Below are 12,903 nucleotides of genomic sequence, written 5' to 3'. Positions count from 1 at the left end.
ACCTCATTTCTGCGCCAACAGCCAACGGGCGCAATCGATATCGCATACCAGGAGCCGGGCCAACTTGCCGCGCAGGGCTCCGAGTACGGCCTGGTACTTACCGGCGCCGCCGGACACCAGAATGGTCTTCTCGCAGGTGCGGATGTCTTCCAGCGGCACCGACATCGCGCGTTGCTGAAGTTCGTGGTGGACGGGCTCACCATGGGCGTTGAAGAAACGGCCGCCGATCTCGCCGACGGCACCTTGACTGACCAGTTCGTCGAGCATCCGGATGTCCAGGAAGCTGCCTTCGAACAACGTGGTCGAGGTCGACACTGCGCCGACCCCGAACAGCATGGTGTCGGCGCGTCGGCCGGCATCCAAAGTGCGGGAGATGACCGAATCCCCCCGCATCGAGATCACAGTGGCCGGGTCGGCGTACAGAGGTGCGGGGAGCCGGAAGGTCTCGCCGCGCAGGGTGTCCGCGCACCGGGTCAGGATCTGTTCAATACCGGTCTGGTAGGCGGCCGTGGACATGGCGCCGTCGAGCTGAACCACGGCGCGGCAGCTTGCCACTCCGGGCACCAACGCTGTCGCGACACTGACCTGCTCGGGTCCCCAGGTGAAGCCCAGCACGTCGTCGGCCCCAATTCGGCGCATCAACAGCGCGGCGCCCGCGCGCCCGGCGTTGCTGGCCACGACCGCCTCGGTGAGGCCGAACCGACGTTCGAGTTCGCGTTCTTCATCGGCGTGCAGGTCGTCACCGATGCCGGGTGGCACCACCACCTCTACCCGCACCAGCCCGTTGGCCTTGGCCTTGGCCACCAACCGCCCCGCGGTCGGGCGGGAGACTCCCAGCCGAGCCGCGATCTGTGCCTGGGTGAGGCCGTCGAGGTAGTACAACGTGGCCGCACGCAGGGCAAGTCGCAGATCCTCTGGCGTCGGTGCGGCCATTGGACCTCACCTCCCGGTAGTGTGAGCACATGCTCACGGGTGCGAGTAGATGCTCATCACGCTAACATGACAAATGTGACGCACACAACACCCGCCGCGCAGCCGCCCACCGCGGCGCGCCCCAGCTACCACCGCAACGAGGTCCAGGTCGGCATCGTGCATTTCGGTGTCGGCGGTTTCCATCGCGCGCATCAAGCGATGTATATCGATCGTCTGCTGGAACGCGGTCTGGCCGCCGAATGGGGTATCTGCGGCGTCGGGGTACTGCCGTCAGATCGAAAGATGGCCAATGTGATGGCTGCTCAGGATGGGCTCTATACCCTGATGCTGGTGCACCCCGATGGCACCCGGGAGGCGCGGGTGATCGGTTCCATCATCGACTACCGATATGCCCCCGACGATCCCGAAGGTGTTGTGGAACTCCTGGCCAGCCCATCCACCCGGATCATCTCGCTGACGATCACCGAGGGCGGCTACAACCTCAACGCCGTATCCCCGGACCAGGTCAACGTCTTCGGCTTGGTGACTGACGCGCTGGCGCTACGCCGCGACCGCGGTATCGCCTCACCGACCATCGTGTCGTGCGACAACATCGAGGGCAACGGTGACGTGGCGCGCCAAGCGTTCATCACCTACGCCGAGCGTGCTCATCCAGGCCTGGGCGAATGGATCAACACCCACACGCGGTTCCCGAACTCGATGGTGGACCGCATCACCCCGGCCACCACCCCGGAGGTCATCGAGACAGTGCACTCCGAGTTCGGCATCGACGACCAGTGGCCGGTGGTGGCCGAACCGTTCACGTCCTGGGTGCTGGAGGATTCGTTCTCCGACGGCCGGCCGCCGTTGGAGGAGGCGGGCGTACTGATGGTCGATGACGTGACGCCATACGAGCTGATGAAGCTGCGACTGCTCAACGCCGCCCATCAAGCGTTGTGCTACTTCGGCTATCTGGCCGGCTACCGCCTGGTGCACGACGCCGCGGCCGACCCGCTCTTCGCCGAATTCCTGCTGGATTACATGGATTCCGAGGCCACCCCAACCCTCGAACCGGTCCCAGGTATCGATCTGGCCGACTACAAACGCACGCTGATCGAGCGCTTCGCCAACCCGGGCGTGCGCGACACCATCGTGCGGCTGTGCTTCGGCTCTTCGGACCGGATCCCGAAGTGGCTGCTGCCTGTGATCCGGGAAAACCTCAAGACCGGCGCGCCGATCCGGCTGTCAGCGGCCGTTGTGGCGAGTTGGGCACGCTACGCCGAGGGCGTCGACGAGCAGGGCGAACCGATCGAGGTACAGGACGCGCTGGCCGATACGCTCGTGCCGATGGCTCAGTCCCAACGCGAACACCCAACAGCGTTCATCGAGAACACCGCCCTGTTCGGTGATCTCGCAACCCAACCCCGGTTTGTCGAGGCCTACCTCTGGGCGCTGGATTCCCTACATCACGTCGGCGCCCGGGCCACCCTGGAGGCACTGCGATCATGAACCGGGCATTGGTCATCGGTGAGGCACTGGTCGATATCGTCAAGCGGGGCGGCGCCATCACCAGCGAACACGTCGGCGGCAGCCCGTTCAACGTGGCGCTCGGCCTGGCGAGGCTGGGTCGTGACGTCGACTTCCTCACCCACATCGCCGACGACGTGCACGGCAGGCACATTGCCGACTATGCCAAAGCCGTAGGGGTGTCACTTGTTTCGGGCAGCATGACGGCGAAACGCACTCCGACGGCGCAAGTCACCTTGAAGAACGGCTCGCCGCGCTACACCTTCGACCTGGAGTGGCAACTCTCCGGCACACCTGAGGTGGGTCCGCCGCTGGTGGCGCACACCGGGTCCATCGCCGCAGTGCTCGAGCCCGGATGCCGGGCGGTCGCAGCGCTGCTCGATGCCTACCATCTCTCGGCCACCATCACATTCGATCCGAATGTGCGTCCGATGTTGATCACCGACGAGGACGCGGCCCGTGGCCGTATCGAACGCCTCGTGGAACACGCCGACATCGTCAAGGTCAGCGATGAGGATCTGCGTTGGATCGACAAGCGGAGCTCCCCCGAGCAGCTCGCGCGCACCTGGCTGGCCATGGGGCCCTCGATCGTCGCAGTGACCGTGGGCTCGGACGGCGCGTTCGCGTTGTGCGCCGCGGGCATGGTGCGGGTGCCCGCACGACCGGTCCAGGTGGTGGACACCGTAGGGGCTGGTGACGCGTTCATGGCCGGGTTGATCGATGCCCTGTGGGAGCAGAGAATGCTGGGCGCCGCCAAACGCCGCGACCTGCGCGCGATCAGCTGCGACGCGCTGGAAGAGGCCGTCTCCAGAGCCGCGCGGGCGTCGGCCTGGACGGTCGCCCGGGCAGGCGCCGATCTGCCCGATCGCGAAGCGTTGAGCCGTTTCGGCTAGAGGTGTGCGCCATACTGGGCAAATGCGATCCATCTGGAAGGGTTCGATCGCCTTCGGCCTGGTGAACGTGCCGGTCAAGGTCTACAGCGCGACCGAGGACCACGACATCAAGTTCCATCAGGTGCACGCCAAGGACAACGGGCGCATCCGATACAAACGGGTATGCGAGGTGTGCGGCGAGGTCGTCGAGTTCCGGGACATCAACAAGGCCTATGAATCCGACGACGGCCAGATGGTGGTGATCACCGACGAGGACATCGCCACCCTGCCCGAGGAGCGCAGCCGAGAGATCGAGGTGGTGGAGTTCATTCCGGCCGATCAGCTCGATCCGCTGATGTACGACAAGAGCTATTTCCTTGAGCCTGACTCCAAGTCGTCCAAGTCGTACGTGCTGCTGGCCAGAACGCTCGCCGACACCGACCGCGTGGCCATCGTGCACTTCTCGCTGCGTAACAAGACCCGGCTCGCGGCGTTGCGGGTCAAGGATTTTTCCAAGCGCAACGTGATGCTGATCCACACGCTGCTGTGGCCCGACGAGATCCGCGATCCCGATTTCCCGGTGCTGGACAAAGAAGTCGAGATCAAGCCGGCCGAACTCAAGATGGCCGGCCAGGTGGTGCAGTCGATGACCGACGACTTTCACCCGGAGCAGTTCCGCGATGACTACCAGGCCGAGCTCTACGAACTGGTGCAGGCGAAACTCGAAGGCGGCGAGGCGTTCTCGGTCGAGGAGCAACCCGCCGAACTCGACGAGACCGAAGACGTCTCAGACCTGCTCGCCAAACTCGAAGCCTCGGTTAAGGCCCGCAAGGGTGATGGCTCGGACAAGGACTCCGACGAGGAGGCCAAGCCCGCCAAGAAAGTGCCCGCGAAAAAAGCTCCGGCCAAGAAGGCTCCAGCGAAAAAGGCCGCTCCGAAGAAGTAAGTAAGGTGGCCGGCTGATCTGGCGCGGGTGGGCGATTAATCAGCTCTAGGCTAATCAGCTCTAGGCAGCTAGGACGTCGACCCGCAGCGCCTCGTGCTCGTCCAGGATCCGGCGCAATGCGGCGTCCATCGGATGGGCTGCGGCGAGATCGTGACTGCACCGCCGATCAACCGCGACCACTGCTGCGGACTGCGGCACCGCACCGTCGATCTGGTCGACGAACACGTCGAACAATGCCGAAGGAGTGGCCAGGTAGTACATGCGCTGACCGGCGGCGTCGAAGCTGGCCGCATACATCAGCCCGCACTGGGTGATCATGAACAGCTCTGAGTGGATGTCGGCGTGGCCTGCCTCTGTCCTGCTCCACACCACTGCTGCGTGTTGCGCTTCGGCCAACCGGTCCTGCACCTCGTCAGTCGATGTGAGCAGCCGATGGACCAGTGCCCGCCCGGTGTGCGGGTACACATCGACCGAACGTCTGAAATACCGCCGAAAGACATCACCGAAAAGGTCGTAGGGCTGATCGTTCATGGCGGCTCCCATGGTCGGACGAACACCTCAATTGTGCGCCCGAAATCGTCAGCCCGGCGGTAGTTTGGCCCGCTCGGCGAGATAGGCCTCATCGCGGGGCATGCTCGGCCTGTATCCGCTAGCCCATTGGGCGGCCCGGGTGCGTCTTAGCCGCGGCCACTTGCTGCGGCGTACCCTTGACTCACCGATCGGAGCAGGTCATGAGCGGGTATGCGCGATACCTCGGAGCGCTTCTAGCAACTACGGGCGTCAGCATTGCGATGCTGACCGCCGCACCAGCGGATGCGGCCCCGCAATGTACGAACACGGGGCCCAACACCACGCTATGCCAAACCAATGGCAGCACCCAGATTGTCACCACGCCGGCACCGATAAGCGGCTCGCCAGGCTGGGGCTGGGGCTGGGGCATCGGCCTTGGCGGCTTCCCCATCGTGTGGTGACAGGCACGGTGATCACGACCACGCGCGTCGGATCGTGTCATCCGACAGATTTCGGTTAACCTAACTTTTGTATTCGCATCACCGGATCAGGAGCTGGTTACTTGTTGCTGCAGAACACCACGGCGCGTAAACGATCGAGTTGGTTGCTGCTGGGGCCGGCGTTCGTCGCCGCGATCGCCTACGTGGACCCGGGCAATGTCGCGGCCAACATCAGCGCCGGGTCGCAGTTCGGCTTCCTGCTGGTATGGGTGATTGTCCTGGCCAATGTCATGGCCGCATTGGTGCAGTATCTGTCGGCCAAACTCGGACTGGTCACCGGCCGCTCACTGCCCGAGATCGTCGCGGACCACACCAATAACCGCGGGCGGATCGGCTACTGGCTACAGGCCGAATTGGTTGCCGTGGCAACCGATATCGCCGAGGTCGTGGGTGGAGCGATCGCCCTGCAACTGCTGTTCAAGCTGCCGCTTCTGATCGGCGGTGTGGTCACCGGCATGGTGTCCCTGCTTCTCCTGGCGGTGCAGGACCGACGCGGACAGCGGATGTTCGAGCGGGTCATCACCGGCATGCTGCTGATCATCGCGATCGGATTTCTGACCAGCCTGTTCGTCGAAACGCCTCCGCCGGAGGCGGTCGCCGACGGGCTGATCCCGCGCTTCCACGGCGTCGACAGTCTCCTGCTGGCCACTGCAATGCTGGGTGCGACGGTCATGCCTCACGCCGTCTACCTGCACTCCGGCTTGGCCCGCGACCGGCACGGACACCCCGAGGCCGGTGAACGCCGGCGCCTGCTGCTGCGCATGACCCGGTTCGACGTCGGACTGGCCATGGTGGTGGCCGGCGCGGTGAACCTCGCCATGCTGTTGGTCGCCGCGACCAACCTGCAGGGACGCAACGACACCGATTCGATCGAGGGCGCCCATGCCGCAGTCCAGGACGCGCTGGGCCCGACGGTCGCGCTGCTGTTCGCGATCGGGCTGCTCGCCTCTGGCCTCGCCTCGACATCGGTCGGAGCTTATGCGGGTTCGATGATCATGCACGGCCTGCTGCGACGCAGTTATCCGCTGCTCCTGCGGCGGCTGATCACGCTCGTCCCCGCACTGGCCGTGCTGGCCATCGGCGTCGACCCCAGCCGCACGCTGGTGCTTTCACAGGTGGTGCTGTCGTTCGGGATACCGTTCGCGCTGATCCCGCTGGTCCGCTTCACCAGCAGCAGGACACTCATGGGCGAGGACGCCAACCACCGAGTGACCACCGCACTGGGCTGGGTGGTTGCGGCAACCATTACGGCACTGAACGTGGTCCTGATCTACCTCACCGTCACAGGCTGAATACCGCACGCGTAGTTCGCCTACGGCGCGGAATTGGCGGCTACCCTCGCGCCTGTGACCCGCAACTTCCGCTTTGGCGTCGGCCTACGCACCGCGAAAACCCACGCCCAAGTCGCCGATTTCGCCCGCCGCGCCGAGGATCAGGGCTTCGACATTCTGAATGTGCCCGACCACCTGGGTGCGCCCGCGCCGTTCCCCACCTTGATGACCGCCGCCAACGCGACGAGCAAACTGCGGCTGGGCACCTTCGTGTTCAACGCCTGCTTCTACAAGCCGGCATTGCTGGCCCGCGACATCGAGGCGCTGCGCGATCTGTCCGGTGGGCGGTTCGATGCCGGGTTCGGTGCCGGATATGTCCGCGAGGAATTCGAGGCTGCCGAGTTGCCATTTCCCAGCGCCCGGGAACGCATCGACTACCTGCGACATATGACGACGTATGTGTCCGAGCATGTGCCCGATGTGCCAATTCTCATCGCCGGCAACGGCGACCGGTTGCTGACGGTCGCCGCCGAGACCGCCGACATCATCGGCCTGACAGGTGGTTCCCATGTCGACGGAGACCCCCTCAAGGAACGAATCACATTCCTGCGCAACGCGGCAGGACCACGCTTCGACGACCTGGAACTCAACATCGCGATCACCGCCATGCCCACGGCCGGATCGGAGCAGCCCGATCTGACCGTCCCCCGCCGATTCCTGCCCGATCTCACCGATGAGCAGCTGCTGCGGCACCCGGGTGTGCTGTCCGGATCGATCACCGCGATCGCCGACCGACTGCGTGAGCTGCGCGAGACCTACGGCGTCAGCTACTTCATCGGGCCGCCCAACCACACCGAACAGTTCGCGAAGGTCATCGCCGTGCTGAGGTGAGTTCGGCGCGCCGACGGAAGCCGTATACCAGCGCGCCCAGCGACAGGACCGCGAGCCCGACCAGGATCGACACCAACAACGCCGTCCCGGCCGCACGAGCTGCCGGCGCAATCCACTGGTCGACGGCTGTCTATACACCGATCAGGAGAACAGCGGGAGCCGCCACAAGGGCTGGCCGTGGTCGAGCATCCACAGCCGTCGGGCATTCACTCGCACCAGGCTCAAGGATCCGGCGATGAGAACCACAGCGAGCGCACCTCCCAACACCCCCGTGAGCACCGACGCGAACAGATCACCGGGGCCGGCTGTGGTGACGTCGAACCACGCGTCACACAGCAGCAGAATGCCGGTGGTGAAGGCCGGAAATACCAGGATTTGGCGGTGCATCCAGGTGAGGATGGCCGTCGCCGCCATGAACACCACCAGCAGGCTGTCGAAGCCCACCCACGTCAACGGCCAGTCTCGGACGGTGTAGTTCTGCGGCAATGTCACCGACAGATAGACGATCCACGGGATCATGAAGACCACGCCGCCGGTCATCAGACCCAGATGAGCTTGTTTCAGCCTGGCCGGTAATCGTCGCGGTCTCAACTCCTCGAGGGGGCGTTCGAGGCGCTGGATCAGCTCCCGCCGCTGAGCCCCTGTCATCGCGGCGATCTGTGTATCGGTCAGGATGTCATCTGTCATCGCCAATGCCCGTTTGCTGCTCAAATCTACTGCCCTGCCTGCGCATCGGATCGAAGCCCAGCATCAACCACATTAGCGCCCACCGGAATTCGCGCGACGGTAACGGACTGTCCAGAAAGGCAGGACTTTGGACTCTGTAATCCCACAGCTGATTGCGGGAACGTGGATGGTGTCGGGCAGCTGCCGACAAGGTACACGAGGAGGGACCATGGAGACCTTCACGCTCAGTCCCGGAACCTGGATCCTCCGGCTGGCGACCCGCAATGCGTTGATCCGTACCAGCGACCGTATCGAGGCAGCTGCGGCCTTTCTTGTCCTGATCCTCGTACTCCTTGCAGTCCCGGTTGCCGGCGCGATGGGAACGACGACTTACGACAGTCGTGTGCACGAGTACGCGGCCCAACGGCTCACCAGCCACCACATAGACGCCGTCGCAACAGACCACAGCTCACCGGACAAAGAGCGCCATCAAGATGATTTTGTGACACCCGTCCAGTGGCTCTGGGCCGGCCAGCAGCACATCAACACCATCCAGACAACGACGAATATGAAACCGGGCGACCGCGAACCCATTTGGGTCGACGCCGCGGGCAACCAGACGGTCGCTCCGCCCACCGACCGCGACGCTGCTGTTGATGCGGCTACTCTCGCGATTTCGTCGTGGCTGGTTGTCGCGAGTACCGGCGCTGCGGTGCTGACAGTGGTGCGCAACCGGGTCGACCGGCGGCGCTACGCCGAGTGGGACCGTGAACTGCAGGAACTCGCGGAGAACGGCCGGACGAATCGCAGCTGACTGACCCACACCAGCTGCCGGTGCGCTAGCCGACCACTCACGTCATCAGCCCCGTCTGCTCTCATCGCTACGAGCGACAATCACCGGAACATGCGCCTCCTGCGCAACCCTGGCACTCACCGAACCGAGAAACATTTCAGCGAACCCGCCACGGCCGTGGCTCCCGAGCACTACCAGCTGGGCCTGTTCTGCACGTTCGATCAGGTGAACGGTGGGATTGTCGTATTCGACGAGACGGACGACGCTCACGTCCGGATAGCGCTCCTGCTGGCCCGCCAATGCCTCGGCCAGATTCTTCTCGGCCACTCGTTGCAGTGCCGACCATTCCAGGCTCGGTATCGACGACACTTCGGCATCACTCCATACGTGCAGCGCCACCAAATCCACATCTCGCCACGAGGCCTCCTCGAACGCGATCGACACCGCCAACTCGGATGCGCGAGAACCGTCCACTCCGACGAGGACCGGCGCGTCCTCAGATTGCACTGCCTGGTTCAGGTCGTGGACCACCGCAACAGGACAATGCGCGTGATGGAGCAAACCCGCACTGACCGAACCGAGTAGACGACGATGCCGTCCCGATCGACCACGACATGCCACCACCACCATGTGCGAATCCTTGGAGAGTTCGACCAGCGTCGCGACCGGTGATCCGACGTACCGTTGACTGTCGATCTTCAATCCGCCACCGACACCGGCGCCGGACTCAGCAGCCGCCACGGCCTCCGCGACAATGGCATGCGTCTGGTTCTCCTCGATTTCGAGAACCTCTTCGGGAATTCTGCCGGCAGGCCAGGCGAATATCGATCTCGTCACCGGCGGGGCTGTCTCGGCATGGACCACAGTCAGTGGAAGATTGCGCATCACCGCCTCCTGCGCGGCCCAGCGCACTGCCGCCGTTGCCGACGGCGATCCGTCGACTCCTACCACCACTCCGTGGCGGGGTGTGTGTTCGGACATTGCGGGTCCTCCTGCCATGCTCACTCCGCGGTCTCCCGCAGGTCGATGGTCGTGCGTAGTTGCACGTCACCCGCCAGTGTCAGTCCCGGTGCGGCATAACCATTTTAGGACGCGACGGGCAGTTCGTCTCTACCGCCAGAACATCTCGACCACTAATGAAGGACCTCGCGCACAAATCTGCCCGAGACGACACCAAGGAACTCGCCCCACGGACCACTATTCCCGGCGCGTCACCGACCTGAAACGCTCATAGCAAACAACCAAACATATTTTGCACCAACGGAATTGACGAGAAATCGGGCGCCGCTCAACATCGCGGCGGGAACGGACCCTGACTCGCCGGTTTGCACCGAAACCTCCGGCGCGCACTCCAACCCCCAAAGCTCCGACCTCCGCTGATGAGGCCCCGTTCCGACAGCCGCCCCCTGGTACACACACGAGGCGCCGCTCGTCCACCAGGCACCGCCGCCGACGGCCCCGATGCCACCGGTCCACGATCGGCCGACTAGCATGAGTCGTCCCTCTGGTCTGCACCTATTCCGGTAGGTTCCGGCCCCCGTAGCTCAGGGGATAGAGCACGGCTCTCCTAAAGCCGGTGTCGCAGGTTCGAATCCTGCCGGGGGCACACTCAATAATGGCCACACCTGTCACATGAGTATCAGGAAATCCTGGGCATACGCTCTGCAAACCTGCTATCACCGGTGGTATCAAATTTTTTGGTATCACCCGTGATAGCACATGTGGCAAAGGATATCTGCCTCAAGCTCCGCAACTTCGCTGATGCATTGACCGCGAATATCGGTCGAGAGCCCCGGGAGAATCAGAAGCGTGCACCAGATCGACGGCCACAAGCTGCTCAACTTCGCCTCGCACATCGATGACAACACCATCGAGCAGGCGAAAGAGACCGCAGCCATGCCGTTTGTGCATCCGCACGTAGCGCTGATGCCCGACGCCCACAGCGGTAAGGGATCAGCGGTCGGCACCGTCATCCCGACGATCGACGCCGTCATCCCGGCAGCGATAGGCGTCGACATCGGCTGCGGCATGATCGCCGCCCGCACCATCTATAACCGACGGGACCTGGATGGCCGCGCCCTCGTCGATCTGCGCGATGCGATCGAGAGCGCCACACCGCTCGCCGGGCAATTACAACACCGCCGTCGACCGCTTTCCCTTCACTCGCGATCGGCTTGCTGACCTCGAAGACAGGGCACGCGCCGAGCACATCGACCTGTCGCACTCGCCGAAGTGGCGGGAAGAGCTCGGCTCACTCGGCGGCGGTAACCATTTCATCGAGCTGTGCCTGGACGAGCAGCAGCGCGTGTGGATGTTCCTGCACTCTGGATCGCGCGGCGTCGGCAACAAGATCGCGCAGAAGCACATCAAGGTAGCGCAGCGTCTGTGCGGGAGCTGGCAAATCGACCTGCCGAACCCGGACCTCGCATATCTGCCGCAGTCAGCACCCGAATTCTCCTGTTACATCAGGGAATTGCAGTGGGCGCAGCGGTTCGCGCTGGAGAACCGCGCCGAGATGATAGACCGGTTCCGCGCGATACTGGCGAGGTGGATGGGTAGCGATGCCGACACCGCCGAGGACATCGAGGTCGAGCGTGTGAATTGCCACCACAACTACACCCAGAAGGAGCAGCACGGCGGCCGCGACGTATGGCTGACCCGTCGACGAAATTCCCGATGCCTACAAGGACATCGACCAGGTGATGGCCGACGCTGCTGACCTCGTGGAGGTGGAACACGAATTGCGCCAGGTCCTCAACGTGAAGGGCACCTGAGGTGCGTACGCATTCGATGCTATCGGTGCTGCCCAGCACTAAATTCTTCTGCCGCAGCCACCACCGGGCACCGATCGAACCACACGCGTGTAATTCATCCCCACTGTGGATAGAGGCTGTGGATATAGCTTCGTCGTCCGACCCGCCGACGATGCGCGGCCGCCGAAGAATGTTCACCCACATCCGGGATAGCAGTCTCACAACCGGGCTACCAGGCATAATGCCCTAAAGGGCGAGGACGACCGGCTGCTCACAAAACCCGCACTGCGCATAGGTATTTTCAGCAGTGGTAGCGTCCGGACTGTCTGTGGTGTGCGAGGGGCACTCTGTTGTGTGTGGCGAGGGGCACTAAATGGCAGGTCTTACAGTCGATGTTGCGGGCTTGAACGCGGCCGCGGCACGTAGTACTGACATCTCGGATAGGCTCGTGGAAAATCTAGAAACCGGCCACGGTCCAGGTGGCCAACCCAGTCACGCAGGAGTCTTGCAGTTCGGCGCTGCAGTCACCTCCGTCCGCATCCGTCAGTCGGCCCGGATGGGCAGACACCACACGGCAATGAGCACGGCAGCGATCCGCTATGCCGACACCGATGACGAAGGTGCGGATGCAGTTACCCGATCGGTATGAACTCGGCCGCTTCGCCGGAGCCGGTTCTCCCCTCACGGTCTCAGATCGAGAACTGGGACACTTCCCACCTAGCGGTGGCCGCAAATCGGTGGCGCACCTCTGCCAGCGAGTCTGACACACTGTTCGCACAGCACCGTTTGGATGTGGCGATGCCCGGAGGCACCGAATGGGAAGGTGAGGCCAAGGACGCCGCACTGGACCGGGCGACCGCCGACGCCGCCGTCGTCCGCAGTCACGCCGACGTCATTGTGGAGGCGGCTGACATCGCAGAGAACGGCATTGCCGACATTCACGCCGCACAGCGCAAGGTCCTCGAAGCAATAACAGAGGCGGAGGACGCAGGCTTCAAGGTCGGCGACGATCTCTCGGTGCGCGACACCCGCCGTCCAGACCTCTTGAACGTGGCCGCCCGCCACACGGCCGCCCGCGGGCACGAAGAAGACATCCGCTGGAACGCCGAGCGATTGGTGGCCGCCGACACCTTCATCAGCGATCGGCTGCAGGCCAAGGCCGGTGAACTGGACGACATCAGGTTCGACGGCGAGGAGCACGGCTGAGTGCTGTGGAGCCGAAAACTCGGCTGCAAATACTCACAAAGCAACGACAAACCTCC

The 12,903-nt window shown here is 63.8% G+C and carries 11 protein-coding genes, 1 tRNA gene and 1 pseudogene; 9 read left to right on the top strand and 4 right to left on the bottom strand.

Annotated elements, in window-relative coordinates:
• Positions 1-3 precede the first annotated feature (3 nt).
• Positions 4-933 (bottom strand): sugar-binding transcriptional regulator, encoded by a 930-nt coding sequence (locus H276_RS0107155; RefSeq protein WP_019970618.1) that lies wholly within the window; start codon positions 931-933, stop codon positions 4-6.
• A gap of 66 nt (positions 934-999) precedes the next feature.
• Between H276_RS0107155 and H276_RS0107150 the strand changes: the two genes are divergently transcribed.
• Genes H276_RS0107150 through H276_RS0107140 form a run of 3 tightly spaced genes read left to right on the top strand, consistent with a single transcriptional unit; the run spans position 1,000 to position 4,257 of the window.
• Complete coding sequence (locus H276_RS0107150; protein WP_019970617.1) at positions 1,000-2,421, top strand: mannitol dehydrogenase family protein; 1,422 nt, start codon at positions 1,000-1,002, stop codon at positions 2,419-2,421.
• The gene (locus tag H276_RS0107145; RefSeq protein ID WP_019970616.1) at positions 2,418-3,332 is read left to right on the top strand and encodes a carbohydrate kinase; all 915 of its coding nucleotides are present in this window, start codon (positions 2,418-2,420) and stop codon (positions 3,330-3,332) included. Before H276_RS0107150 ends, H276_RS0107145 begins: the two co-directional genes overlap by 4 nt.
• A gap of 22 nt (positions 3,333-3,354) precedes the next feature.
• On the top strand, positions 3,355-4,257 hold the full coding sequence (locus H276_RS0107140; protein WP_019970615.1) for a Ku protein: 903 nt from the start codon (positions 3,355-3,357) through the stop codon (positions 4,255-4,257).
• Between the two features lie 60 nt (positions 4,258-4,317).
• Here the strand turns inward: H276_RS0107140 and H276_RS0107135 are convergent, their stop codons facing one another.
• Positions 4,318-4,788: a hypothetical protein gene (locus tag H276_RS0107135; RefSeq protein WP_019970614.1), complete on the bottom strand. Its 471-nt coding sequence runs from the start codon at positions 4,786-4,788 to the stop codon at positions 4,318-4,320.
• A gap of 541 nt (positions 4,789-5,329) precedes the next feature.
• Between H276_RS0107135 and H276_RS0107130 the strand changes: the two genes are divergently transcribed.
• Positions 5,330-6,559, top strand: coding sequence for an Nramp family divalent metal transporter (locus H276_RS0107130; RefSeq protein WP_019970613.1), 1,230 nt, complete (start codon positions 5,330-5,332; stop codon positions 6,557-6,559).
• Positions 6,560-6,613: 54 nt separating this feature from the next.
• A complete protein-coding gene (locus tag H276_RS0107125; RefSeq protein WP_019970612.1) occupies positions 6,614-7,429 on the top strand; it encodes an LLM class F420-dependent oxidoreductase in 816 nt (271 codons plus the stop codon).
• A 141-nt stretch (positions 7,430-7,570) separates the two neighbouring features.
• On the opposite strand, the gene H276_RS0107120 is transcribed toward H276_RS0107125, so the two are convergent.
• Complete coding sequence (locus tag H276_RS0107120; RefSeq protein ID WP_019970611.1) at positions 7,571-8,116, bottom strand: hypothetical protein; 546 nt, start codon at positions 8,114-8,116, stop codon at positions 7,571-7,573.
• 208 nt (positions 8,117-8,324) lie between these two features.
• Between H276_RS0107120 and H276_RS0107115 the strand changes: the two genes are divergently transcribed.
• The gene (locus tag H276_RS0107115) at positions 8,325-8,909 is read left to right on the top strand and encodes a hypothetical protein (protein WP_019970610.1); all 585 of its coding nucleotides are present in this window, start codon (positions 8,325-8,327) and stop codon (positions 8,907-8,909) included.
• 45 nt (positions 8,910-8,954) lie between these two features.
• Here the strand turns inward: H276_RS0107115 and H276_RS0107110 are convergent, their stop codons facing one another.
• A complete protein-coding gene (locus tag H276_RS0107110) occupies positions 8,955-9,869 on the bottom strand; it encodes a universal stress protein (RefSeq protein WP_026356683.1) in 915 nt (304 codons plus the stop codon).
• A 552-nt stretch (positions 9,870-10,421) separates the two neighbouring features.
• Between H276_RS0107110 and H276_RS0107105 the strand changes: the two genes are divergently transcribed.
• The 3 genes and pseudogenes from H276_RS0107105 to H276_RS0107090 all read left to right on the top strand — a co-directional run bounded on the left by H276_RS0107105 (position 10,422) and on the right by H276_RS0107090 (position 12,847).
• Positions 10,422-10,494 (top strand) — tRNA-Arg (locus H276_RS0107105).
• A gap of 203 nt (positions 10,495-10,697) precedes the next feature.
• Positions 10,698-11,662, top strand: a pseudogene (locus H276_RS22675) (RtcB family protein).
• A gap of 777 nt (positions 11,663-12,439) precedes the next feature.
• Positions 12,440-12,847 (top strand): hypothetical protein, encoded by a 408-nt coding sequence (locus tag H276_RS0107090; protein ID WP_155942991.1) that lies wholly within the window; start codon positions 12,440-12,442, stop codon positions 12,845-12,847.
• The last annotated feature ends 56 nt before the right edge of the window (positions 12,848-12,903 follow it).

Origin of the sequence: Mycobacterium sp. 141 (assembly GCF_000382405.1) — a bacterium.
In the GTDB taxonomy this organism is placed as follows: domain Bacteria; phylum Actinomycetota; class Actinomycetes; order Mycobacteriales; family Mycobacteriaceae; genus Mycobacterium.
This window is presented reverse-complemented; position numbering and strand designations above follow the sequence as displayed.